Origin of the sequence: Methylobacterium isbiliense (assembly GCF_022179325.1) — a bacterium.
Taxonomy (GTDB): Bacteria; Pseudomonadota; Alphaproteobacteria; order Rhizobiales; family Beijerinckiaceae; genus Methylobacterium; species Methylobacterium isbiliense.
The window spans coordinates 84387-108934 of sequence record NZ_BPQQ01000003.1 but is presented as its reverse complement, the minus strand read 5'-3'; the positions used below and the strand labels follow the sequence as shown (position 1 = coordinate 108934).

Below are 24548 nucleotides of genomic sequence, written 5' to 3'. Positions count from 1 at the left end.
AGGCGACGGCGACCTCGGCTGCGGGGTTGGTCTCGCGGATGATGCGCTCGACCTCGTCGCCGGTGCCGACCGGGACGGTGGACTTGGTGACCACCACCGTGGGGCGGGCGAGGGCCCGGGCGATGTCGCGGGCGGCCTGGAAGACGAAGGAGAGGTCGGCAAAGCCGTCGCCGCGGCGCGACGGCGTGCCGACGGCGATGAAGACGGCGTCGGCGCTCGCGACGGCGGGGCCAAGGTCGGTGGTGAAGGTGAGGCGGCCCTGGCGGGTGTTCTCGGCGACGAGCGCGTCGAGGCCGGGCTCGAAGATGGGGATGCGGCCGGCCTTGAGCGCCGCGATCTTGGCCGGATCGGTGTCGACGCAGACCACGTCGTGCCCGAAATCCGCAAAGCACGCTCCCGACACCAGACCGACATAGCCGGATCCCACCATGACGACGCGCATCCTGCACTCCGCTTCCTGATCCGCGGCGGGCCGCCGCCTCCTGCCGGCCGCCGGCGCCGCGGGGCGGAGCCGGGGTCGGTCTGCTCGGTCGTGCGCCCGCGGGTGTCGCAGGCACGCCGGATCGGCACCGCGCCCCGGTCGCCACCGGGGCTGCCGTTGCATGCGGTTTCGATCTCGGCAGTCGAGCGTAGAATACGGATCGCCCGAATGTGGTTCGATTCAGGATTAGCCGGTTCGAAATTCCGCCTTGCCCTCGTCATGGGCGGCGCAGACGGCCTTCTTGAGAGCATCGACCACTCGTTCGGCCGTCTTTTCTGACCGTCTACCCCGAAAGATCGCGTCCGGCTCGAGCCCGGCTCTGGCAAGGTCGTGTCGAGCCACGGACGCGATGCGCGGCAGCGGAGGCGATGATGGCCGAGTGCGGGGTCGGAAGGGATGTCACGGCGGGAGGCGACGCCGGCGTCGGCGCGAGGGGCGGGCCGGGGCTGCAGGCGGCGCGCCGGCGCGACCCGCCGTGCCCGCCCGGAGCCTGACGCGGCGGCTTCCGGGGACCGCTTGCCGGGGCCGCTTGCCGGGGCCGCTTGGCCGGACCGCGCCGACGCGGCCGGCGGGGCGGACGCCACGCACCAGAAGGGCACAGGACACCATGCTCCACCGACCGCTCACGCCCGCCTTCGGCAAGCCCCCCTCTCCCGCCGGTCTCGCGCCCGGCGGAGTCGCGTCCGCAGCCCGTCCGGCGCCGCTCGGGGGACGGGCTGCGCGGGCGGGCGCGGCCTTCCCGCTCCCGGAGGCCGCCGGACAGGCCTCGACCGGACAGGCCGCGACTTGGGCCGAAGCCTTCCTGCGCGAGCATCCGGATCTCTTCGAGACCGGGCGCGCATCCCGCCGCGGGGGGCGCCCGGGGGCGCGGATCGGGCGCGGTCTCGCCGTCCTCCTGGTGGCGGCGGCTCTCGTGACCGGTGCCCTGGCGGGCTTTCTGGCCTCGGTGCTGCACCCCGCCCTCCGCCCGCCCGCCCTGCTCGGGGCGGGCCAGGAGGAGGCGGCCCAGCGCCTCGCCGCGGCCGAGGCGCGCGCGACCGCCCTCGGCGCCGAGATCGAGCGTGCGCGGAACGCGGAGACCGCCGCCCAGGCGCAGGTCGCCCGGGCGCGGCAGGAGGCCGAGCGGCGCGCGGCGGCCGACGCGGCGGCCCTGGGCCAGATGCGCGAGCAGCGCCTCGGTGCCGAGGCCCGTGCGGACGACCGCGCCCGCGCGGCCGAGGCGGCCGAGACCGCCCTGGCCGCCGCCCGGACCGAGGCCGCGGACCTGCGCCGGTCGCTCGGCGAAGCCACTGCCCGCCTCGCCGCCGCCGATGAGAGCATGGCCCAGGCGCAGGCCGGCCGCGCGGCCGCCGAGGCGGCCCTGGCCGAGGCCGTGCTGGCAGGGGAACTCAGGCGGCCGATCGAGCCCGCGGGCATCGCTCCCGCGCCGCAGCCCGCCGACCCCGAAGGGACGGCCCTCGCTGCTTCGGCCGAGACGCCGCCGGCACCCGCCCTGCCCCGCTTCGTGACCCTGCACGAGACGCAGAACCTGCCCCGCGCGGGGCTGGCACTGCAGGCCGTCGCGTCGCCTGTCACGCCCGGCGACGTGCCGGTTCCGCTCCCGCCCGGTGCCCGCCCGGCTATCCCGGAAACGGCGGCCAAGGGCCGCATCCCGGCCGGCCAGGCGAGGAAGCCCGCCCCCGTCCGGCCGCCGCCGAGGCCGGCCGACATCCCGGGGCAGGCCGGAGGCGCGGCCCGGTGATCCATGGCTCCTGGGGCTTGCGGGAGCCCCGGAAGGCCCGCGCCGACCGGCCCGATGCCGCGCGCACGCGTCGATTCCGGTCCAGTTCGCACTCTGTAAAGTATGGAATCGCTCTATCGGTCCTAAACAATCAGTGTATAACCGTAAGATCGCCTGGGAGTAACATTTGATGTTGTCGTGTCCGGCGAGTGGCACTGAGTTTGCGGATATGTCGGCGAGTGGGAAGATGCTGCGGCGTTCGAAGCCGTCTCGGCCCGGAAGCAACGGATGTCCGACTTCGCATGAGCGGGACCGTTCCACCCCGGCCGCCGGGCCGACGCGGCGTTCAGGCGCCGCCGTCGTCCGCACCGCTCGGTCCGCCGGCTGTCCGACCCTCCGATACTGCCGCGCGACCCCGAGGCCGGGCCTGATGCGACGGCGGTCGCCCCGCCTGCGTCGGGGCGGGCACCGGTTCGCACGCTAGGCGCCAAGCCGAGGAATCGCGCGATGCACAACTCTCGACACGGGCAGCGGGACAGCCAGGGGGCGGCCGCCGACGACGTGCGCTCGACCTCCCCTCCGGCGCCGCGCTCCCTCACCATCCCGGCCCGGGCGGACATCTACGACGAGTGCGGCGCGGAGAGCGTCATCATCCTGCTCGAGGGCTTGGCCTGCGTGTACCGGATCCTGCCGGACGGGTCGCGCCGGATCGTCTCCCTGATTCTGCCGGGCGAATCGTTCTGCGGCCAGATCCCCGACAGCCGCCGGCAGGGCTACTCGGTCGGCGCCCTCACGACCTGTCGCGTCATGCGGGTCTTCCCGCGGCCGGGTTCGCCGCTCGCCGAATGGAATCCCAAGGTCGCCGAGGCGCTCCAGCGCGACGTCTTCCTGCGCATGAACACCATGCAGGAATGGCTCTGCAACGTCGGGCGCGGCTCAGACCGGCAACTGGCCCATCTCTTCTGCGAGCTGTTCGTGCGTCTGCAGGCCATCGGCTTCGCCGATGAGACCGGCTTCGAACTCGACATCACGCAGACGGACTTGGCGGACATGATCGGGATCTCGCCCGTTCACACCAACCGGGTGCTGAAGCTTCTCGGCCGCAAGAAGCTGGTCGAGTGGCGCAGCCGCCGGGTCGAGATCCCGGATATCGGCCGCCTCAAGGCCTTCGCCGCCTTCGCTCCCCATTATCTCAACGGCGCCGCGCCCGCTCTCTCGCCCCGGCCCGTCGAGGCGTGAGCCCGCAGGCCGCGGCACGGCCCCGGCTCCGATACGCTCACCGCCCGGCATGTCCGCGTCTCCCACGCATCGACGCCTGCATCTGGCACGGTTTCGGGACGATCCGATGGGCGGGCATCGATGATCGTGGCGCGGTGTTGCCCGCTTGGTTGCCGGACGATCCGGTTCATCATCCCACCGCAAGACGATCCGATCGTGAGATCGTGATGGCCCGGGCCGTCCCGCGCCGCCGGGGCTCGCCCTCATCGGCTGGGTTGTAGCACGCGCCGAATTAGGCAAAGAAATACCACCAGTGCGTGTCTTTCCGAGAATCTTCAATGTTGATATATGAGGGTATGGAATTCACGCAACAACTGCTTTGAATTTGCTTATTTGTGGTGCGATTGTTGTAGATCGTACAGAACATTTTCTTCGAAAACTTTAAGTCAGAGATAAAACATTGCAAATGAAAATGCGCATAAATATAGGATGATATGATTTTGCCTGTGCCCTACGGGCGTTGGCGGTTTTGGCCGCTCAAATTCCGCATGTTTTGACATTAGTCAATGCATTGACTGTCAAGAAGCTTACAAGAGAGGGCGTATCTGTACGCATTCGTACTCAGTCCCGCCTCGCAGCGCTCCAGAGCATAGAGATCTGTCATGATCCATGGACATCAGAGCAGCGTCGATCCGTGTGTGCAGGCGGGGGACGCTCGGTTGGAGACCGTGATCGTCGGTGGAACCGAGTTGTTCCGAGAAGGGCTGCGGCGCCTGCTGGCGCCGAAAGGGTTCGAGGTCGTGTTCGCCGAGTCGCGGCTGGCCGAGGCGTCCCGCAGCGGCGGGCCGCCCGCACCGCCCGCCATCGTCATCCTGTCGTCAGAACCCAGGGTTGCACTCACGGTCGATGAAGTGCGTGCGGTGCGGGAGCGATTCCCGTGCAGCGCCCTGATCTGCGTCTGCTCCGATTTCGACGAGGAGCAGGTCGTGCCGTTGCTGGAATGCGGGGTCTCGGCGATCCTGACGCGCACGACCGGCGTCGATACCCTGGTGCAGGCGGTGGAACTGGCGCTCATGGGGCACCGGGTCGTGCCCTGTCTGCCGCCCTCCCCGGCCGAGACGGCGGCGCCGGAGGCCGACGATCCCGAGGAGGCCGGGCCGGACGCATCGCCGTCCTCGTCCTTTCGGCCCTCGCCGCGCGAGGTCAGGATCATCGCCTGCCTGGTGCGGGGGGAATCGAACCGTGACATCGCCCGCCAGCTCGCCATCCCGGTGGGGCGCGTGAAGGGGCACGTCAAGGCCATCCTGCGCAAGATGCGGGTCCAGAACCGGACCCAGGCGGCCGTGTGGGGCATGAAGAACCGGCTCGGCGGCGAGGGCGCCCTCGCCGCCGAGGACGAATCCGATGCCGAGGAGGGTGACCCGGGCCTCGTCGCGCTCACCCTGGAGGCGCCGCACCGCCTCCAGGCCGGGATCCGCTGACCGCCACCGGACCGGCCTCCTCCGACGACTCCGTTTTCGCCCGGATCGAACGCCGCGCGGTGGTCCTTCGCGACCGCCGCGCGGCGCGGCGTTTCCGGCCGGACGTCCGGGCTATGACGCATCCCGGACCGCCGGCGCGGACGTGCCGGGCGCGATCGCGGCGGCACCGGCACCGCTGCCGCCTCCTCCAGAAGAGCCTTTGCCGAAGAGCCTGTGCGGGAGCGCCGCCGGACCCCTCCGCCAGGGCTCGGCCCCACGGCGTCCGGCCCGCCGCGGCCGGCCCGGCGCGGCTCGGTTTCGCACCGCAGCACCGCGGAGGATCAACCACAGGTTCGCTCCGGCACCAACGGGGTAGTCCCGGATAGGACGTTCCACGGCCGGCCGCCTCACGGTCCAATCCGTCTGCCGGACGACCTTTCCCGGGCCGTCCACCACACGTCCGATTCCGAGGCGGCGGCGCGCAGGCACGCGGCCCTCATCGGCCCCAAGGCGAACGCGAGGGCGGGATGAACTGTGTTCCGGAGCAGGAGAACACGGAGGCTGGCCTCCATCTGAGGCAGCATTACGAGGCCCAGAACCTCGGCCTGTTGACGGGCATCTGGCGCCAGCGCCGGATGATCGCCGGCTTGGCGATCGGCGGGCTGGTCGCCGCGCTGATCGTCTGCGCGCTGCTGCCGAACCGCTACACCTCGGAGGCGATGATCCAGGTCGATCTCGGCCGGCCCACGACCGTCCAGGCGGGGCAGCCGGGTCAGACGGCCGCGGCCTCCCTGGATGCCGGTGCGATCGTCGAGAGCGAGGCGCGGGTGATCCGGTCCCGGGCGGTCGCGCGCCGGGTCGTGACCGACCTGCGGCTGCAGGACGACCCGGACTTCGCCCCCAAGCCCGGCCTCCTGTCGCATCTGCGGAACGCGATCCTGGCCTTGCGCGACGACGAGCCGGCGGCGGACGCGGCGGCGATCGAGGTCGAGCGGATCGCCGCCGCGATCTCCCAGAATCTCTCGGTGACCAACGATGCCCGCGCCTACCTCATCACGGTGGCCTACACGGCGCCGGATCCGGCGCGCGCGGCGCGGCTCGCCAACGCCTTCGTGGAGGCCTACCAGCGCAACCGCCTGGAGATGGGCATCGCCGAGGCCGAGCGGGCGAGCGCGTGGCTGGAGAGCCGGATCGGCGCGACCCGCCGGGAGCTGGAGCAGGCCGAGACCGCAATCGAGCGCTACCGCCAGGAGGCGAACTTCGTCGAGAGCGGCACGGCCTCCAACCTGCCCCAGCAGGAGCTGCGCGACGCCCAGCTGCAGCTCGTGGCCGCCGGCCAGACCCGGCAGGCCGCCGAGGCCCGCCTGACCCGGGCCAGGGAGGTGCTCGCGGCGGGCGGGGTGCCCTCCGCCCAGGACCTCACCGGCGCCCCCGTCATCCAGCGCATGCTGGAGAACGTCGAGACGGCCAAGCGCGAGGTCGCCGGGCTGATGCTCACCGGGCCGCGCCATCCCCGTCTGCTCCAGGCCCAGGTCGCCGTCCAGGACGCCGAGCAGCGCCTGCGCCAGGAACTCGACCGCGCGATCGGCAACCTGGAGAGCGAGGTCAGGACGGCGACGGCCGAGGAGGCCGCGCTCACCTCCCGCGTCGAGGCCCTGAAGGGCGCGGTGATCGGCGCGATGGGCCAGGAGGCGAAGCTGCGCAGCCTCCAGGCCAACGCGGCGGCGATCCGCGACCGGCTCAAGCTCCTGAGCGACGGCCACGCCCAGGCCCTCGCGCTGGCCGGGATGAAGTCCTCGTCGGCCCAGGTGGTGATGCGCGCCCAGCCGGTGCCGGCGCCCTCCGGGCCGAAGCGTCCCCTGATCGTCGCCCTGTCGACCGCCGGCGCGGCGGGGTTCGGGGTCGCCCTCTCGATCCTGCTCGCCCGACGCGACACGGGCTTCCGCTCCAGCCACGAGATCGCGGGCGAGACCGGCGTGCGCTGCCTCAGCATGATCCCGCAGATCACCACCGGCTCCGATCCCGCCGCCGTGCGGATGTTCGACGAGGCGGTCCGGATGGTGGGCGCCACCCTCGGCTGGCCTCACGCCCAGGTCTCCCCTCAGGTGCTCCTCGTCACCTCCTGCGTGCCGCACGAGGGCAAGTCCCTGCTGTGCATGGCGCTGGCCAAGCTCCTGGCGGGGCGCGGCAGGCGCACCCTGGTGATCGACGCCACCGGCACGCAGCCGGCGCGGCCGGGCAAGGACGTGCGCAGCCTGGAGGCGGCCGTGGCGGGCCAGCAGGCGGAGATCCTCGACGACCTCGCGGTCCGCCCGGTGGCGATCCTGCGCGCCGGCACCGGGACGGAATGGGCCGACCACCTCCTCGGCGAGCGCTTCGAGACCTTCCTGGCGCTCGCCCGCGACCGCTTCGACGTGGTCCTGATCGAGGCGCCGCCCGCGATGCTGGTCCTCGACGTGCTGCCGCTGGCGCGCCTCTCCGATGCGGCGGTGCTCGCGGTGCGCTGGGGCCGCACGCCGCGCCGCACGGTGGCCGCCACGCTGCAGCGCCTGCGCGACCTCTCCATCCGGGTGCGCGGGATCGTGCTGACCCAGGTCGACCTCGACCAGCACCGGCACGAGCGCTTCGCCGACCAGTGCTCGCACTTCGCGGCCTACCGGCCCTTCTACGAGGCCGGCTCCGCCCGTCCCCGGCTCGGCCCCGGACAGGAGGCGGCCCCCGCCGCCCGGTCGGCGGCCCTGCGGGGTCCCGAGGAGCGGCCGCGCGGCGAGTCGCCCGAGATCCGGCCGCAGGCCTCCGTCTGACCGCGCCGCCCGGGGCGGCCCCGTCCGCCACAGCCAACACAGGAGACGCTGCGATGAGGATCATGGTGATCGGCGGGAACGGGTTCGTCGGGCGGCCGCTGTCGCGGTTGCTGGCCGAGCGGCACGAGGTCTGCGTCCTCGACGCGCTGCGCTACGGCAGCCTGCGCTTCTCCGGCGACGACCTCTCCCGGCTGCGCGTGATCGCGGGCGACATCACCGATCCGGCGGAGGTCGAGGCGGCCTTCGCGGCCTTCCGGCCCGAGGCGGTCATCCATCTGGCGGCGATCCACTACATCCCGGAATGCGAGGGCGATCCGGGGCTCGCCGTGCGGGTCAACGTCACCGGCACCGTCAACCTGCTGGCGGCCTGCCCGCCCGGCTGCCGCTTCGTCTTCGCCAGCAGCGGCGCCGTCTACAGCCCCGACACCCGCCCGCACGACGAGGAGGACTCGGCGCTGGGGCCGAGCGACATCTACGGGTTCACCAAGCTGCACGGCGAGCACTACGTGCGCCACATGGCGCGCCTGCGCGGCCTCGCGGCGGTGGTGGTGCGCCTGTTCAACGTGATCGGCCCCGGCGAGACCAGCCCGCACCTGCTGCCCGAGATCGTCGCGCAGCTGAAGGCCGGCCACACCCGCATCAGCCTCGGCAACCTCACGCCTCGGCGCGACTACGTCCACGTGGACGATGCCGCGCGCGGCTTCATGGCGGCCGCGCTCGCGGGCGAGGTGCCGGCGGGGACCTGCGCCACCGTCAATCTCGGCACCTCCCAGGCCTACTCGGTGGAGGAGATCCTCCAGAGGCTGCGCCGCATCGCGCGCCGGGACTTCACGGTCGAGGCGGATCCGGGCCGCATCCGCGCCGTGGACCGGCCCGTCCTGGCGGCCGGGATCGGGCGCATGCGCGACCGGTTCGGCTGGCAGCCCGAGATCGCCATCGACGAGGCGCTGGCGGACCTGTGGGCGCATCCCGACCTCTCGGCGCATCTCACGCGCAAGTACCAGCTCGCGCCGCCGCTGCCGGTCGCCCCGCCGCCCCGCGCCGCGGCCCCGGCCGGCCTCGCCGCGGCCTCCTGAGGCGCCCGCACCCCGGCCGCATCCGCGCCGTCCGGCACGCCCCCGGCTCCGCGACGGCTCCCTCACCAGAAGGTCCAGGTCATGCCGCAGCGTCCCTCCTCCGCCACGCCACGTCTCGCCATCATCGGCTGCGGCGCGGTGGTCGAGCACCACCTGCTCCCGGCGCTCAGGCGGCAGGGCTGGGCGCCGGAGGTGTTCGTCGACCGCTCCGCCGACCGGGCCGCCCTGCTGGCGGGCCGCTCCGGGCGGCGGCGCTCGGCCACCGTCACGGCGCCCGACTGGACCGAGGTGGCCGACCGCTTCGACGCGGCGGTGGTGGCCACCCCGCACGCCACGCACGGCCCGCTCGGGCTCGCGCTGCTGCAGGCCGGCAAGCACGTGTTCATGGAACAGCCGCTCGCCACGACCACCGCCGCGGCGATGGCGATGGAGGCCGCGGCCCGGGCGCAGAGGCGCGTCCTGACCGTGGGCCTGCTGCGGCGCTACCTGCACGTCGCCCGCTGGACCAAGGCCCTGATCGAGTCCGGCACACTGGGGCCGATCCGGCGGGTCGAGGCGCGCGAGGGCGCCGTGTTCGATGGGGCGACGCGGTCCGACGCGCTCCTGCGCCGCGACCTCTCGGGCGGCGGCGTGCTGATGGACACCGGCGCCCACACCCTCGACCTCCTCGGCCACTGGCTCGGCGATCTCACGCCCGTGACCTACCTGGACGACGGGGATGGCGGCGTGGAGGCCGATTGCCTGCTCGACTTCGCGCTTCCCGCCGGCGGGCGCGGACGGCTGGAGCTGAGCCGCACCCGCGACCTCAGCAACACCGCCCGGATCGAGGGCGCGCGCGGCTTCATCGAGGTGGCGCTCGCCCGCAACGAGGTGCTGGCCGGCTCCGAGAACGCGCTCGCCTTCACGCATGAGGGCCTGTCGCCCGCCACCCTGACGCCGCAGCTCGTCCCCGCCCTGTTCGACGCCGAGATGCGCGACTTCCTGCGCAGCGTCACGGGGCCGGAGCGGCCCTCCCTGCCCGCCGGCGCCGGGCTCGCCGCGGTCCGGGCGATCGAGGCCTGCTACGCCATCCGCCAGCCGCTCGAACGGCCCTGGGACGCGGCGCCCGCCCTGCCCGCCGGCACGATCGGGCCGGGCACGCGGGTGGCGGTGACGGGCGCGAGCGGCTTCGTCGGCGGGCGCCTCGTCGAGCGGCTGGTGCGGGCGGGCGCCGAGGTCACCTGCCTGATCCGCGAGATCGGCAGCGCCGCCCGCCTCGCGCGCCTGCCGGTGCGCCTCGTGCGCACCGACCTCGCCGAGGCCGGGCAGGTCGCGGCGGCGATCGAGGGCGCCGACGTGGTCTTCCACTGCGCCTACGACCCGCGTTCGCGCAGGCAGAACCTCGACGGCACGCGCCACATCGTGCGGGCCTGCGAGGCGCACGGCGTGCGCCGCCTCGTCTATGTCAGCACCTTCTCGGTCTACGAGCCCTTCCCGGACGGCGTGCTCACCGAGGAGACCCGCGACGGCGACCCGTCCTGGGTCTACGTGCGCGACAAGCTCGCCATGGAGGCCGAGGTGCTGGCGGCCGCGCGCGAGCGCCGCGTCCCGGCCACGATCGTGCAGCCCAGCATCGTGTACGGCCCGTTCTGCAAGCCCTGGACGAACGCCCCCGCCGAGATGCTGATCACCGGCGAGGTGGTGCTGCCCGACCAGGGCGAGGGGGTGTGCAGCGCGGTCTACATCGACGATCTCGTCGACGGGATGCTGCTCGCCGCCACGCGCCCCGAGGCGGTGGGCGAGCGCTTCATCCTGTCGGGCCCCGACCACGTCACCTGGGCGACCTTCTACGGCGAGTTCGCCCGCGCGCTCGGCGTGCGCGGCCCGAGCTTCTGGCCCCTCGACCATATCGCGCGCGCCAATCACGGTCTGATGCGCGACCTCACGCGCGTGGCGCGCAATCCCAAGCGCGTCATGCAGATCATCGTGCGCTGGCCGCCGGCCCGGCAGGCGCTGCAGGCGGCGCTCGACGCGTGCCCCAAGCCCCTCCGGGCGCTGGTGGACCGCTCCTATTTCGGCCGCGGCGGGCGCGTCTTCGGCGAGGTGTTCGTGCCCGATCCGCAGAAGACCGCCCTCTACCTCACCCGCGGCGTCGCCGACAGCGGCAAGGCGCAGCGCCTGCTCGGCTACGCGCCCCGCCACGGCTTCGCGGCCGGCATGCAGGCGACGCGGCCCTACCTCGAATGGGCCTTCGCGGACCTGCGCCGGGCGGCCCGGCGCGCCGCCGGCACCTCCGAGCCGCCGCCCGCCCCGCTCGCCCCCGGGATCGCCGATGCGCGCTGAGCCGGTCGGCGGGGAGACGAGCCTCGCGCCCCAGCCCCGCTCCGCCGCGATCCGGCGGCTGGCCGCCGCGGCCGGCGCGCAGGCGACGCGGCTCGGCTGGCCGCTCGTCGACCAAGCCATCGTGAGCATCGGCACGTTCGGGCTGACGGTCGCGCTCGCCCGGACGCTGGCGCCGCAGGAATACGGGACCTTCGCGCTGCTGCTCGGCGGCCTGATGATCCTGCACATGGTGACGGCGTCGCTGGTGTTCTATCCGCTCTCGATCCGCCACGCCCCCGCGGCGGCGGCCGAGGAATCGGGGCTGCTGCGGGCGAGCCTCGCGCTGCTGGCCGCCCTCGCCCTGCCGGCGATGGCCGCCATCGCGGTCGGCCTCGTGCTGGCGGGGCGGGCCGACCTCGTCCTGCCGGCCTGGGCCTACTTCGCCCTCTGGCAGGTGCAGGAGGTCTTTCGGCGCGCCCTGTTCGCGCGGCTGCGCTTCGCGGCGGCGATCCCGGGCGACATCGTGAGCTACCTCGGGCAGGTCGCCGCGGTGCTCGCCCTCGCCCAGGCCGGCCGCCTGTCGCTCGCGACCGCCCTCCTGGCGATGGCGGCGACCTCGGGCCTCGCGGCCCTGCGCCAGGCGGCGGCGGCCGGCTTCCTCCGGCGAGCCCGGGCCGGGCGCCCGCTCGCGGCGGTGGCCCGGGACTTCTGGGACCTCGGCCGCTGGTCGCTGGCCAACAACGTCCTGGCGATCATGCGGGTGCAGCTGCTGCTGTGGGGCCTCGCGACCTTCGCGGGCGCCGCGACGGCGGCCTTCCTGCAGGCCGGGCTGAACCTCGTGAACCTGATGAACCCCCTGGTGATCGGGCTGTGCAACATCATCCCGCAGACTGCGGCGCTGGCCCATGCGGGCGGCAAGGCGGCGGCGTGGCGGGCGGCCCGGCCCTTCGCGCTGGCGGGCGCCCCCGTGGCGGTGCTGTTCTTCCTCGTCCTCGTGCTGGTGCCGGAGCTGCTGCTGACGCTCGTCTACGGGGCCGAGTCGCCCTACCGGGACCTGACGCTGCCGGTGCGCCTCCTCGCCGTGTGGGCGCTCACCAACTACACCACGGACATGATCTGCTCGTACTTCCACGGGGTCGAGGCCGCCCGGCTGGCGCTCGTCGTCAACGCCACGGGCGCGGCCGCGACCCTGGCGGCGGCCGTGCCGCTCGTGGCGGGCTTCGGCCTCGCGGGCGCCTGCCTCGCCCTGTGCCTCGCCGGGATCGCCCGCCTCGCCCTCGCGCAATGGATGCTCGGCCGGCTGATCGCGCAGGATGCGGCCGAGCCCGGCCGGGCCTGACGGCGGATCGGCCCCGTCCGCCGGTCGGGTGCCGGTTCGGCGGTGACGGTCATGCGGAAGGAAGCGCGCGGAGCCGCCCCAGGCGGTGCTGCCCGCGGGCGGCGCGGCCGTCCGGCCGCTCTCCCCGGCGCCGGTCCTGCTCGTCCCCGATGCGATTCTTGCCCGATCGCCTCACCCGCGCTCCTCCTGTCCCGGACGAGTGGAGCGCCGGCAGACGCGGATCCGGGAGCCGGACGAGCTGTGCGGCGAAGCGGCTCCGCCGCGGCGCCGGTGCAGGTAGGCGGGTGTGTCACGGCCGCGCCTGCGGATCCGCTCCCGCCGGCGCTCCGGTCCTCTCCGCCCGACAAGGACCGGATCGGCCGGCGGACGCCGTCGGCGGGATGCCGTAACACCATCGCCCCGGGATGCTGACGCATCGCTCTCGATCCCGGGCAAGCCCGGGATCGACGGGGCCGTTGAGCCATCGCGACGTGTCGATGCCAAGCCAGAGGCTGGGCGACACGTCGAGACCGGAACCAAAGGTCGTCTTCAACGACCGTCGGTACAAGGTCTGGGCGGGGTGTCGTCAGTTCCCAGGGGCGCGCCGTCTCCGGCGGCCCGCCCCGTCACGGTCCTACCCTCCCGTCGAGGACGCCCCCGGGCGGGCGTGCCGGGATGACGGGGGCGACCCGCTCGGGGATGGGGAGGTCGCCTGCCGCCCAGCGGGGCGGGATCGCCAGGGCGGCCCGCCGCCGGCCCGGGGTCATGCCGCGCAGGAACCGGTCGATCGGCATCTCGATCAGCCGGTAGGTCAGGAGTCCCACCGCCATCGCCAGGAGGATGCCGGCGATCCGCACCGGGAGCGCGAGGTCATGCGGCACGCCCGCGGCGGCCGCGAGCTTGCCGACCGCCGACAGCACGAACCAATGCGACAGGTAGAGGCTGAACGAGGCGTCGCCGAGCCGCCACGCCATCCGGTTGAGCGCGCCATCCGCCGACAGCACGGCGCGCGCCCGGAGCGCGGCCGCGCACAGGAGGGTGACCACGCCGATCCGCAGGACGAGGCGGTGGCTCCAGTCCTGCCCGACCGCGAAGGCCAGGAGGACCGCCGCCGCGCAGAGGACGCCGATCGCCGCGCGCTCGCGTCCGCCCGCCTCCTCGCAGCAGCACAGGAGCCAGCCGAAGCCGAAGGCCAGCATGTAGGGGCTCGCCAGGTGGAAGGTCCAGACCGAGACGTTCGGATACGGCCCGAGCCAGCAGCCGAGGCAGCCGAGCGCCACGACCACGGCCCCGAGCGCGAGCTTGCGCCGGTGCGTCGGGGCGCCGAGCAGGAGCGCCCCCGCGACGACGAGATAGAACATCATCTCGTGCTCCAGGGTCCAGGTCGGACCCAGGACCGGATAGGACCATTGCGGCAGCGTCAGGTAGGAGCGGAGCAGGCGTTCCGGCGTGATCGGCGCCGGCGCGATGAGGTAGCGGCCGGCCGAGAGGTGGATGGCCGCCGCGAGCGAGGTGAAGATCACGCAGAGCGGGATGATGCGGCGGATCCGGCCGAGCATGAAGCTCACGCCGCCCTGCGCCCGCGGCGCGACCAGGCAGATGATGAAGCCCGAGACGACGAAGAACAGCTCGACCCCGATGCCGGCGACGCGCCCGTACCAACCCTGGACCACGGCCGGATCGCCGAGATGCTTCGTCGCGAGATCGGAGTGGACGATCACCACCTCGAACGCGGCCACGGCCCTGAGCCACTGGATCTCCCCACGACGCTCGGACATGCGTTCGCTCTCCAGGGCCTGCGCCCAGCCGGCTCAAGTCGGGTGACTGATGGCGTCGCTGAGACAAACGATAGACTTCCCGCAGTATAATCAGGGTGCGGGCCGGATTGGCAGCGCTTTCAGCGGATGCGGGTCCACTCCCCGGCACTAGCCCGAAAGGGCCGGCATCCCTCTGGCCCGATCATCGGCTGTTCTGGCGGGACACTTTCCGGACCTCGCCGATCCGGGGTCCCGGGGCGTCGGTGCCGGGTTTTGCGGGATGAGGCCGCAAGGGCGTGGCGGAGAAGGGCTCGGCGGATCGGCCGATGCCGGCGCAGCCGGGATGGCCGAGGCCGGGCGAGCCTGCACGCCGCTCGCGCAGCGGCGGCGGTGCCGGCTTGCGGCGCGGTCAGACGACGCGTGCCAGACCGCTCCAGGGGGCGGCGTAGAGGTCCCGGAGACGGTGCGCCGAGCGTGTCCAGTCGCCGATCTCGATCGCCATGCCGTGCGCGGCGCGCGACAGCCGCACCCACTCCTCCGGCGTCACCCGCGCGGCGGCGCCCAGCGCCTCCGCGACGCCCGCCGGCGAGAGGTCCCCGATCACGAATCCGGCGCCGAAGCGCTCCACCGCCTCGCCGAGGCCGGTGGCCCGCGAGACGATCAGGGGCAGGCCGTTCAGCGCCGCCTCCAGGGCGCCGACCGGCTGGCCGTCGAAGCGCGAGGATTGCACGAAGTAGTCCCAGCCGCGCAGGGTGCGGATCTTGTCCTCCCCGAAGGCCGGGCCGCCCACCGACACCGTGTCGGCGACGCCCTGGCGCGCCGCGAGGGCGCGCAGCTCGTCCCCCTCCGTCCCGGCCGGCCCGATCCCGGCGAGCGCGAGGCGCCCGGGCCCGCCCGCGCCGCCGTGGCGGGCGAACCCCTCGATGAGGAGGTCGAGCCCCTTGTGCCACGTCGCGTAGCGCCCGCAGAAGCCGAAGGTCGGGTAGGCCGCCGAGCCGCGCAGCCGGGCCGGCCAGACCGGCCGCGCGTCGAAGGCGCTCGAATAGCTCGCATTCTCGACGATCACCACGCGGGCGCGGGGGGCGATCCGGCGGATCGTCGCCGCCTCCTGCGTCGTCAGGGCATGGACGAAGGCCGCGTTCTCCAGGAAGCGGCGCTCGAACACCGAGAGGTACAGCGACACGGTGGGCCGGACCGGCCGCAGGGCCTCGTCGTACACGTGGGCGTAGCGCCCGTGGATGGTCACGACGTAGCGTACGCCGCGGCGCATCAGTTCGCGCCCGATCATCGGCAGCACCGGCCGGCGGCCGCCGTGCACATGGACGATGCTGGCCGGGCCGGTGCCGTCGAGGAGCGCGTCGCACACGCCGGGCGCCGCCTGGACCACGTGGCCGAACAGACGGGGCCCGTCGAGGCGCAGCGGCTGGACCGGCGCGGCCCAGTGCTGCGGCGCGAGGTCGATGCCCGCCGCGGTGCGGTGCAGCAGCACGATCCGGGCCGCGTCGCCCATCCGCACCTGCTCGCGGGCGAGCCGGTTGGCGACGTGGTGCACGCCGTTGGTGCGCGAGTCCTCGGCCTCCTCGAACACGAGGTGGCGGATGTCGAGCGGCAGCGCGTCTGCGGCCATCGGGCGTCGGGCTCCTGCGGCAGGGGCGGGACGGCGGCGCGGGAGCGCGCCGCCGTGTCGGTTCACGCGGGGCGGCTCGCTCGGCTTCGAGTCACTCGGCGGCGGCCAGGACGCCCTCGTCCTGCGACCGGGCGAGTTCGCCCTCGATCCAGCGGTAGGTCGGCACGAGGCCCTCGCGGATCATGATCCGCGGCTCCCAGCCCAGCACCTGCCGGATCAGGGTGTTGTCGCTGTTGCGGCCGCGCACGCCCTGCGGCTTGGAGGTGTCGTGACGCTTCGTCACCCGCTTGCCCGAGATCTCGGCGGCGATGTCGACGAGCTCGTTGATGCTGATCATCTCGTCGGTGCCGAGGTTGAGCGGCGCGCTGTACTCCGACTGCATCAGGCGGAACAGCCCCTCCACGCAATCGTCGATGTACATGAACGAGCGCGTCTGCAGGCCGTCGCCCCAGACCTCGACCTCGCCGCCGTCCGGGCACAGCGCGACCTTGCGGCAGATCGCGGCCGGCGCCTTCTCGCGCCCGCCCTTGTAGGTGCCGAGCGGGCCGTAGACGTTGTGGAACCGCACCACGCGGGTCGGGATCCGCCAGTCCTCCGTCATGTACTGACAGAGCTTCTCCATGTAGATCTTCTCCAGCCCGTAGCCCTCCTCGGGGAAGGCCGGCCAGGCCATGTCCTCGCTGAGCGGCGTCACGTCCGGCGAGGTCTGCAGGTTGGTCGGGTAGATGCAGGCCGAGGACGAGAACAGGAAGCGCCCGACGCCGCGGTCGCGGGCCGCCTTGGCCATGTGCGCGCTGATCAGCGTGTTGTTGAGCGTGATCTCGGCGTGGGAGCCGCTGATGAAGCCGATCCCGCCCATGTCGGCGGCGAGGTGGTAGACCTCCTCCATCCCCTGGGTGACGGCTTGGCAGGTGTCGTGCAGGCGCAGGTCGCCCCGGATGAATTCGTGCGCCGCGGTCGCCGCGTATTCGGGATCCTTGAGGTCGACGCCGCGAACCCAGTAGCCGCGTCCCACGAGGAAGTTGACCAGATGGTGTCCGATAAATCCGCCGGCACCAGTTACCAGAACAGTCTTCATGGCGGTCGGTCCTCTCCTGCATTGCAGCACAGGACGTTCGTGACATGACCATCGCCGATCGCGCCATTTCGCTTGCGGGTTACGACGGAATCGACCGGTTCTCCTCCTGATGCGGCCGCGCCGCGGCGCGGTGTGCGGCCCAGAGTGGTCTCGTGCGGCAGGGCCGCCGTCCGCCGATGCCGCGGGTTCGCTCGGGCCACCCGCGCGCGGCCCGGGCACGGCGGATCTCTCCTCCTCCGCCGGCCGGCATCTTTCGTCGTAATCCCTTTCCGTCCGCGCCCCCGCGACGGGTTTCTGGAAAGATGCCGCCATGACGTCGAGGGCGCGCCGGGCCGCGTGTGCCGAAGCGGTCGTGGGTGCGCAGGCGGCCGTGATGCAGGATCAGATGTCCCGGCACGGCTGCGCCTGAAGGTTACAATTGTAGTCTTATGCAACCTGTAATTGATATGACGGCGGATGCAAGGGGGTGAGCGTGCGCCGGCACCCCGGCCCGATGCGGCGGAGTGCCGGGCTTCGTGGTTTCCGCGCGGCGAGCGTTGCGGCGCCCTCGGGCCGCGCGGTCACGCGGGGACGATCTCTCCGAGAGAGGGAAATCGACATGTCGGTCTCAGTGATTATGTCGGCCTATAATCGGGAAAGATATGTAGAAGAATCGGTCGAAAGCGTGCTGACACAGACGTACGACGATTTCGAACTGATCATCATCGACGACGCATCGCGCGACCGCACGCCCGCCATCCTCGATCGCATCGCCGCCAGGGATGCCCGGGTACGGGTGGTTCACCAGCCGCAGAACCGGGGCTTGGCGCCCGGGCGCAACCTCGCCCTGTCCCTGGCCCGGCACGACCTCGTCGCCTGCATGGACGATGACGACATCATGCTGCCGACCCGGCTCGCCCTCCAGGTCGGCTTCATGCGCGATCATCCCGAGGTGAGCGTGATCACCTCCGCCGCCTACATCATCGACGAGTTCGGCGAGACCATCGGGGTCAGCATCCCGCGGGTGGACAGCGAGCGGGGCCGCCGGGAGCACGATCCGTCGCTGTTTCTCGAACTGATCCACCCCACCGTCATGTTCAGGAGGCGCGACGTCCTGGCGGTCGGAGGCTATCGGGACGTGCTGCTGGAGGACCGGGATCTCTGGGGCCGGATGGTGACCTCGGGCTACAGGATCTCGGTCCTGCCGGACTTCGTCATGCGGCATCGCCGGCACAGCAGCCTGATGACGAGCAACCTGCGGCGGCTGTTCGAGTTCGGCGAGTACGTCGACTTCAACGTGCTGCGGCGGCTGCGGGGCGAGCAGGAGGTTTCGCTCGAGGCCTTCCGGGCCATCATGGCGGCGCAGCCCGCGATGCAGCGGCTCGCGCGCAGCCGGAAGAACAAGGCCGGGATCGCCTTCCGGAAATCCACGCTGTACTTCAGCAAGCGGCGATGGGCGCCGTTCCTCTATCATCTCGCGACGGCGATCGCGCTCGAACCGACGCATTACACGCGACGCATCCTGCGCAAGCGCGCCGGCGTCTGACGCGGCCGGGGCGCGGGCGCGGCGCGCAGAGGAGCCCGACCATGGTGCTGCCGCACGGATGGATGCTGACGCTCGCGGTCCTGCTCGGGGCGACCGGCGCCCTCGCGCTCGACGCGGGACCCGCCGCGCCGGGACGGCCGTCCTGCCCGGCGGGCGCGATCCGGGTCGCGCCCGGCGACTCGATCCAGGATGCGGTGACCCGCGCAGGGCCCGGCGCCAGCTTCTGCCTCGGCGCCGGCATCCACCGGGCGCAGGTCGTGACGCCCCTCAACGGGCAGTCGTTCTTCGGCGAGACGGGCGCGGTGCTCGACGGGTCGCGCCGCATCACGGCGTTCTCCCGCCTCGGCGGTCTCTGGGTCGCCGGCGGCCAGCCCGCGCCGCTCCGGGTGACGGGCGAGTGCATGGCCGGCCGGCCCTGCACCCGCCGGGCGGGGCTGTTCGTGGACGGGGTGCCGTTGCGGCAGGTGGCGACCCCGGCCGAGATGGGACCCGACACCTTCCTGTTCGATCCGGCGGCCGGGACCCTGTCGCTCGCGATGGATCCGGCCGGGCGGGTGGTCGAATCGGCGCGCGCGGCCGTGGCGTTCATCGGCCCGGCCGAGAACGTGCGCATCGCCGGCCTCACCATCGAGAAGTACAACAGCCTGCCGCAGCACGGCGTGATCCAGGGCGCGGCGGGCCGCAACTGGCAGGTCACGCATTGCGAGGTGCGCTTCAACAGCGGGGCCGGCGTGGTCGTCAGCCCGGGCGGAAGCCTCTCCCACAGCGACATCCATCACAACGGCCAGCTCGGCGTCGGCGGCACGGGGGCGGATTTCGCGATCCTCGGCAACCGGATCTGGGCCAACAACACCCACGGCTACAACCCGGACTGGGAGGCCGGCGGCGTCAAGCTCGCGCTCGCCCGCAACGTCGTGCTGCGCGCCAACCACGTCTACGAGAACGGCGGGTCGGGTCTCTGGTGCGACATCGACTGCAACCGGATCCTGTTCGACGCCAACCTCGTCGAACGCAACACGCATTCGGGGATCGCCTTCGAGATCTCGCGCGGGGCGACGATCCGCAACAACGTCCTGCGCCGGAACGGCGCCGGCCCGCGCAGCTGGGTCTGGGGTGCCGAGATCACGGTGGCCAGCTCGGCGGAGGTCGAGGTGGCCGGCAACGACATCACGGTCGCGCCCGGCGGTCACGGCGTCATCCTGGTCGACCAGGGGCGCCCGACCGCGCGCGGCGACGGCTACTACGCGACCCGCGACAACACCGTGCACGACAACAGGACGACCTTCGACGCGGCCGGGCGCGCGGGCGGCACCTCGGACGTCGAGCCGGGGGAGCCGATGGCCGGCATCATCCAGTCGGGCGGCAACCGCTTCGACCGCAACACCTACGTCTACCGGCCGGGTTACGAGCCCCTGTTCCTGTGGGGACCGGAAATGTCGTTCGAGACCTTCCGGAAGGCCGGTCAGGACACCAACGGACGTCTGCTGCCGATCGAGCCGGGTGCGAAAGCGGGCCGGTGATCCGGCTGCCGGCCTCGCGCCGCCGCCGGCCGGCGCCGCGGATGGCAGCGCTGCCACCGGGGCCGTCTCGCGTGCCCGCATGCACTGCCAGCATAGGCAAGTCAACCGAAAGCATTCGCGGCCACGCCTCATTCTGGCCCCATTTGGGCATTTCAGATTAATCAAATGATTTTAACAAATCGTCGGCGAATACGCTCGAATATGTACGCAATCGTACATATCATCTGAGTTTGTACTAGTAGGTACATTACAGCCGCCCCGTCCCAGGGGCTGCGCCTCGCCGCCTCACCGAGTTCGACGCGACGCCTCTCTCCTCCGCGGGAGAGCGCGTGTCGGAACGCCGTGCGCCCAGCACGGCTCTGCGCCCGGCTGCCTGCGGCGGCCGGGATGAACGCCCGCGGCCGGCCGGCCGGGGCCCATCAACCTGCCAGGAGATACGATGCGGTTTACGCCTCGCAACAACACGGATGCGCTCGACGGATTCTGGAACGAGCTGAGCAACAGCTGGCGGGACTCCGCCGACGGCTCTCAGCAGTCGGGCGGCGATCTGCCCGACGCCTCCACCACACCGGCCACGGACGCAGCCGCAGCGGCGACGGACGTCAGCCCGACCACCGACGCGGCGGTGGAGACGCAGGCCGAGACGGCGTCCGCCGCCCCGGTGACCGAAGAGGGCGCCGCGGCGGTCGCCGACCCGGTGGTGACCACCGTCTCGGAGACGGCCGACCTGCCGACGGCTCCGGCGGCGCAGAGCGCGGCCGCGTCCTCGGCCGCCCTCACCCGCTACGACGGGACGATCTACCCCAACAGCGGCGACGTCATCGAGAACCTCGACATCTACTCCGACGGGGTCGGCATCGAACTCGAGGACGACGACAACGTCACCATCCGCAACGTCCGCATCCACTACAACGGCGCCAACCAGGGCAGTGCCGGCATCGACGCGGTCGGCGCCGACGGCTTGGCGATCCAGGGCGTGGAGATGATCAATGCCGGCGCGCCGGCCTCCGGCCCCAACAGCGACGGCGGGGAGTTCGGCGTCAGCCTGTTCCAGAGCCCGGGCGCCAGCGTCACCGGCGCCACCGTGCGCGACGCCTCGACGGGCATCTACCTGCAGGACTCGCCCAACGCCGCCCTGGAGGGGATCGAAGGCTACAACATGCGCGGGCCGTTCCCGCGCGGCCAGCTGGTGCAGTTCAACCGCTCCGGCAACAGCAGCCTCAACAATTTCTCGGTCGTCAACGACCTCGACACGGCCTGGACCGAGGACAACATCCACGTCGGCGAGGGCAGCGACGGGGTCACGATCACCAACGGCCTCATCGACGGCAACAACTCGCCGAGCGGGGTCGGCGTGATGCTGGAGGGCGCCCAGAACACCACGGTCCGCAACGTCGACACCGTGCGCATGGGCAACGGCGCCTTCACGGACATCGGCAGCAACAACCTGTTCGACGATGTGCGCTCGTTCGACAACTTCGCCGAGAGCCAAGCCGGCCGCGGCACGCCGCTGTCGGGCTCGCTGATCTTCGGGCTGGCGGACGACACCACCCTCATCAACGGCGCCTACCAGAACCCGGCGCAGCCCGGGAACGTCGTCTACGGCGGCGGCATTCAGGACGACGCCTTCGGCGGCACCTACCAGGCGACCGAGATCTCCGGGCAGAGCCCGATGGCCGCCTGGCACAACACCTTCTCCTGGTCCTGACCGGGAGCCGGAGCGTTCACCGGCGAACGCCGCTTCGGCGGTGAACGCCAAGCCCGGACCTGAGCGCCGCGCCCGGTCGCACCGCGACCGGGCGCGGCTTCGCGGCCGCCGCCCCGCGGCGGCCGCATCCGCCTTCCACCCATGGAGGTAATCCTTCGGCGCCACTGGAAGCCGATTCCCACTGCTGTACTCCTGACATGCCGACATGACGGACCGCGCGGCGAGCGTCGGCGTCCTTCATGGCGGTCATCAGGCTCAGGCGTCGGAGGTTTCCTTTGCCGAAAGCGAATCTTCACGACCTCGCGCCTGAGACCGAACTGGCCTGCGACGTCTGCGTGATCGGGAGCGGGCCTGCGGGCGCGACGATCGCCCGGGAACTGGCGGGAGGTTCGCTGCGCGTGATCCTGCTGGAGAGCGGCGGGGAGGAGCGCCAGCCCGCCGTCGACGCGCTGAACGAGATCGAGAGCATCGGCTGGCCCCGGGAGACGGACCAGTGGCTGGTGCGCAACCGGATCCTCGGGGGCAGCTCCCACACCTGGGCCGGCCGCTGCGCGCCGTTCGATCCGATCGATTTCGAGGCGCGCGACTGGGTTCCCGGTTCCGGGTGGCCCCTCACGCACGACCAGATGCAGCCGTATCTCGTGCGAACGGCCCCGTATGTCGGCCTCGGCATCGGCGCCGATTATTCGGACGACCGCTTCTGGGCGGCCGCCAAGCGCCCGGCGCCGCAGCCTGCGCTGAACGAGGACCTGCTGACGCCGTTCTTCTGGCAGTACAGCAAGGACGGCCTCAATCGCTTCGACCTGATGCGGTGGGGTCCCGACCTGCTCGCCCACCTTCCCGACACCGTCCGGCTGCTCACGAACGCCACGCTGGTGCGGCTCCAGCTCGATCCCCACGGCCGCAAGGTCCGGTCGGCCGAGGTCGCGGCGCGCGACGGCAGCCGCCGCACCGTCACGGCGCGGTCCTTCGTGCTCTGCGCCGGCGGGATCGAGAATGCCCGGCTGCTGCTCTGCTCGAACGACGTCGAGCGCTGCGGCATCGGCAACAGGCGGGATCTGGTCGGCCGCTACCTGATGGATCATCCCCGCGGCATCCTGGGCCATTTCGACCCCGCGGCCTCGACCGAGATCCGGCGGCGATTCGGCCTCCACCACGTGCGCTTCGGGCCGCACAGCTACCGCTTCCGGCACGGATTCCGGTTGAGCCCGAAGCTCCAGCGACGCGAGCGGCTTCTGAACTGCACGGCGTGGCTCGACGAGGAGGTGATGCCCGACGATCCCTGGAGAGCCCTGAACGGCCTGCTCCGCGGCGGATCGCGCCGGATGAAGGACGTCCGTGCCGTGCTCAGCCATGCCGACGTGCTGATCAGGGGCGCGGCGGATCTGGTCCTTCGCAAGCGCGGGCTGACCCGCCGCCTGAGGGCGCTCCACCTCGTGGGCATGACCGAGCAGGTGCCGGACCGGGAGAGCCGCATCACCCTGTCGGACCGGACCGATCGCCTGGGCATGCCGCTCTCGCGGATCGACTGGAGGGTCAACGCGATGGAGGAGCGGAGCCTGCGGCGCCTCGCCGGCCTCGTCGCCGCCGAGGTCGCCCGCATGGGCTACGCGGCGCCGCGGCTGGACGCGTGGGTGGAGCGGAACGAGGGCTTCCCCGCCTCCTTCCGCGATGTCGCCCATCCCACCGGGACGACACGCATGGCGGACGACCCCGCCGAGGGTGTCGTCGATGCGCAGGGCCAAGTGCACGGCGTGGACGGCCTCTTCGTCGCCGGCAGCTCGGTCTTCCCGACGGCCGGACACGCGAACCCGACGCAGATGATCGTCGCCATGGCGATCAGGACGGCGGACATCCTGAAGGAGCGGCACCGCGCCCTTGCGCCGGCCGCCCGCCACGACAGCCCGGCCCGCGAGGTGGCTCATGTCTGACCGCATCGACGCCGCCGCGCCGGGGCCGGTCCTGGTGACGGGAGCGTCCGGCAAGATCGGACGCTTCGTCGTCGCGGAACTCGTCCAGCGCGGCCACAGGGTCCGCGCCCTCACCTCCCGGAACCGCGTCCCCGACGGGGCGCCCGAGGGCGTCGAGTGGCGCATGAAGAACTTCCTCGAATCGCTCGATCTCGACGCGGAGGTCGCCGGGTGCGCGGCCGTGATCCACCTCGCCGCCGAGATCGCCGACATGTCCCGGATGCATCGGGTGAACGTCGAGGCCACGCGGGCGCTGGCCGCGGCGAGCGAGCGGGCGGGCGTCACGGTCTTCTGCTACACCAGTTCGGTCTCCGTGTACGGCAGCAGCCTCTCGCGCCACGTGACGGAGGACAGCCCGACGCTGACGGCCGACAAGGATGTCAGGCCGGAATACATCGCGCCCGAGTTCCTGCGCGCCTACGGCCGCACCAAGCTGCTCGGGGAGGCCGCCTTGCGCGGCGAGGCGCGCGCGGTCCGGTACGTCGTCGCCCGGCCGACCGTCGTCATCGACGTCGAGGACATCGTCAGGCTGGGACAGCTCGGCACGCTCCGCAAGGCGCTGATCGCCCGGCGCCACGCGCACCACGTCGGCGTCCGGGACGTGGCCCACGCCCTCGTCTGGCTGACGGAGCGCGGATTGAGCGGCGGCGGGGCGCCGGGCGAGGTGTCCGTCTACAACATCGCCGAGGATGAGTTTCCGGACAGTTCCTACGAGAAGATCTTCAGGACGCTGTACGCGAGCACATCCCAGGGGGCGTTCCAGATGTGGCCGGCGCCGGGCGTCGTGGACCGCCTCGCGACCGCGATGCGGCTCGGCGTCCTCCCGCTGCGCTATTCGTTCGGACAGATGCACTTCTCGTCCGACAAGCTGAAGCGGGAGGGCTACCGCATCAGGTTCGGGCTCTCGAGCGTCTACGGACAGGCCATTCGCGAGATCATGGCCGGGACCGGCGCCGCCTCGCCGCACGAATCCCGCGCGGTGTAA

General features: G+C 72.3%; 15 protein-coding genes and 1 pseudogene. 12 read left to right on the top strand and 4 right to left on the bottom strand.

Features of this window, described 5'->3' with window-relative positions:
• Positions 1-442: pseudogene (locus tag MFF61_RS01675) on the bottom strand (UDP-glucose 6-dehydrogenase); the annotation flags it as partial.
• A gap of 646 nt (positions 443-1088) precedes the next feature.
• On the opposite strand from MFF61_RS01675, the gene MFF61_RS01670 reads away from it, so the two are divergent.
• The 7 genes from MFF61_RS01670 (at position 1089) to MFF61_RS01640 (ending at position 12399) form a co-directional block, all read left to right on the top strand.
• Positions 1089-2222: a hypothetical protein gene (locus tag MFF61_RS01670; protein ID WP_238233373.1), complete on the top strand. Its 1134-nt coding sequence runs from the start codon at positions 1089-1091 to the stop codon at positions 2220-2222.
• 486 nt (positions 2223-2708) lie between these two features.
• On the top strand, positions 2709-3440 hold the full coding sequence (locus MFF61_RS01665) for a Crp/Fnr family transcriptional regulator (protein ID WP_238233372.1): 732 nt from the start codon (positions 2709-2711) through the stop codon (positions 3438-3440).
• 641 nt (positions 3441-4081) lie between these two features.
• Positions 4082-4900: a response regulator transcription factor gene (locus tag MFF61_RS01660; protein ID WP_238233371.1), complete on the top strand. Its 819-nt coding sequence runs from the start codon at positions 4082-4084 to the stop codon at positions 4898-4900.
• Between the two features lie 506 nt (positions 4901-5406).
• Complete coding sequence (locus tag MFF61_RS01655; RefSeq protein WP_238233370.1) at positions 5407-7683, top strand: GumC family protein; 2277 nt, start codon at positions 5407-5409, stop codon at positions 7681-7683.
• A 53-nt stretch (positions 7684-7736) separates the two neighbouring features.
• The gene (locus MFF61_RS01650) at positions 7737-8759 is read left to right on the top strand and encodes an NAD-dependent epimerase/dehydratase family protein (RefSeq protein WP_238233369.1); all 1023 of its coding nucleotides are present in this window, start codon (positions 7737-7739) and stop codon (positions 8757-8759) included.
• A gap of 81 nt (positions 8760-8840) precedes the next feature.
• The gene (locus tag MFF61_RS01645) at positions 8841-11081 is read left to right on the top strand and encodes an NAD-dependent epimerase/dehydratase family protein (protein WP_238233368.1); all 2241 of its coding nucleotides are present in this window, start codon (positions 8841-8843) and stop codon (positions 11079-11081) included.
• Positions 11071-12399: an MATE family efflux transporter gene (locus MFF61_RS01640; protein WP_238233367.1), complete on the top strand. Its 1329-nt coding sequence runs from the start codon at positions 11071-11073 to the stop codon at positions 12397-12399. Before MFF61_RS01645 ends, MFF61_RS01640 begins: the two co-directional genes overlap by 11 nt.
• A 605-nt stretch (positions 12400-13004) precedes the next feature.
• On the opposite strand, the gene MFF61_RS01635 is transcribed toward MFF61_RS01640, so the two are convergent.
• The 3 genes from MFF61_RS01635 to MFF61_RS01625 all read right to left on the bottom strand — a co-directional run bounded on the left by MFF61_RS01635 (position 13005) and on the right by MFF61_RS01625 (position 16840).
• A complete protein-coding gene (locus tag MFF61_RS01635) occupies positions 13005-14156 on the bottom strand; it encodes an acyltransferase family protein (protein WP_238233366.1) in 1152 nt (383 codons plus the stop codon).
• 388 nt (positions 14157-14544) lie between these two features.
• Positions 14545-15762 (bottom strand): glycosyltransferase family 4 protein, encoded by a 1218-nt coding sequence (locus tag MFF61_RS01630; protein ID WP_238233365.1) that lies wholly within the window; start codon positions 15760-15762, stop codon positions 14545-14547.
• Between the two features lie 91 nt (positions 15763-15853).
• Positions 15854-16840, bottom strand: a complete 987-nt coding sequence (locus tag MFF61_RS01625; RefSeq protein ID WP_238233364.1) for an NAD-dependent epimerase/dehydratase family protein — start codon at positions 16838-16840, stop codon at positions 15854-15856.
• A gap of 493 nt (positions 16841-17333) precedes the next feature.
• Here MFF61_RS01625 and MFF61_RS01620 point away from each other — a divergent pair, with 493 nt between their 5' ends.
• From MFF61_RS01620 to MFF61_RS01600, 5 genes are all read left to right on the top strand, one after another.
• On the top strand, positions 17334-18365 hold the full coding sequence (locus tag MFF61_RS01620) for a glycosyltransferase family 2 protein (RefSeq protein ID WP_306423371.1): 1032 nt from the start codon (positions 17334-17336) through the stop codon (positions 18363-18365).
• Between the two features lie 41 nt (positions 18366-18406).
• Entirely contained in the window at positions 18407-19885 is a 1479-nt protein-coding gene (locus MFF61_RS01615; RefSeq protein ID WP_238233362.1) for a right-handed parallel beta-helix repeat-containing protein, read from the top strand.
• 439 nt (positions 19886-20324) lie between these two features.
• A complete protein-coding gene (locus MFF61_RS01610; RefSeq protein WP_238233361.1) occupies positions 20325-21593 on the top strand; it encodes a right-handed parallel beta-helix repeat-containing protein in 1269 nt (422 codons plus the stop codon).
• Positions 21594-21868: 275 nt separating this feature from the next.
• A complete protein-coding gene (locus MFF61_RS01605) occupies positions 21869-23524 on the top strand; it encodes a GMC oxidoreductase (RefSeq protein WP_238233360.1) in 1656 nt (551 codons plus the stop codon).
• Positions 23517-24548 carry an NAD-dependent epimerase/dehydratase family protein gene (locus MFF61_RS01600; RefSeq protein ID WP_238233359.1) on the top strand — a complete coding sequence of 344 codons (1032 nt, stop codon included), beginning with the start codon at positions 23517-23519 and terminating at the stop codon, positions 24546-24548. Before MFF61_RS01605 ends, MFF61_RS01600 begins: the two co-directional genes overlap by 8 nt.

Coding starts and splice junctions, on each gene's coding strand:
- MFF61_RS01670 (WP_238233373.1), top strand. CDS start 1,089: ATGCTCCACCGACCGCTCACGCCCGCCTTCGGCAAGCCCCCCTCTCCC.
- MFF61_RS01665 (WP_238233372.1), top strand. CDS start 2,709: ATGCACAACTCTCGACACGGGCAGCGGGACAGCCAGGGGGCGGCCGCC.
- MFF61_RS01660 (WP_238233371.1), top strand. CDS start 4,082: ATGATCCATGGACATCAGAGCAGCGTCGATCCGTGTGTGCAGGCGGGG.
- MFF61_RS01655 (WP_238233370.1), top strand. CDS start 5,407: ATGAACTGTGTTCCGGAGCAGGAGAACACGGAGGCTGGCCTCCATCTG.
- MFF61_RS01650 (WP_238233369.1), top strand. CDS start 7,737: ATGAGGATCATGGTGATCGGCGGGAACGGGTTCGTCGGGCGGCCGCTG.
- MFF61_RS01645 (WP_238233368.1), top strand. CDS start 8,841: ATGCCGCAGCGTCCCTCCTCCGCCACGCCACGTCTCGCCATCATCGGC.
- MFF61_RS01640 (WP_238233367.1), top strand. CDS start 11,071: ATGCGCGCTGAGCCGGTCGGCGGGGAGACGAGCCTCGCGCCCCAGCCC.
- MFF61_RS01635 (WP_238233366.1), bottom strand. CDS start 14,156: ATGTCCGAGCGTCGTGGGGAGATCCAGTGGCTCAGGGCCGTGGCCGCG.
- MFF61_RS01630 (WP_238233365.1), bottom strand. CDS start 15,762: ATGGCCGCAGACGCGCTGCCGCTCGACATCCGCCACCTCGTGTTCGAG.
- MFF61_RS01625 (WP_238233364.1), bottom strand. CDS start 16,840: ATGAAGACTGTTCTGGTAACTGGTGCCGGCGGATTTATCGGACACCAT.
- MFF61_RS01620 (WP_306423371.1), top strand. CDS start 17,334: ATGCGGCGGAGTGCCGGGCTTCGTGGTTTCCGCGCGGCGAGCGTTGCG.
- MFF61_RS01615 (WP_238233362.1), top strand. CDS start 18,407: ATGGTGCTGCCGCACGGATGGATGCTGACGCTCGCGGTCCTGCTCGGG.
- MFF61_RS01610 (WP_238233361.1), top strand. CDS start 20,325: ATGCGGTTTACGCCTCGCAACAACACGGATGCGCTCGACGGATTCTGG.
- MFF61_RS01600 (WP_238233359.1), top strand. CDS start 23,517: ATGTCTGACCGCATCGACGCCGCCGCGCCGGGGCCGGTCCTGGTGACG.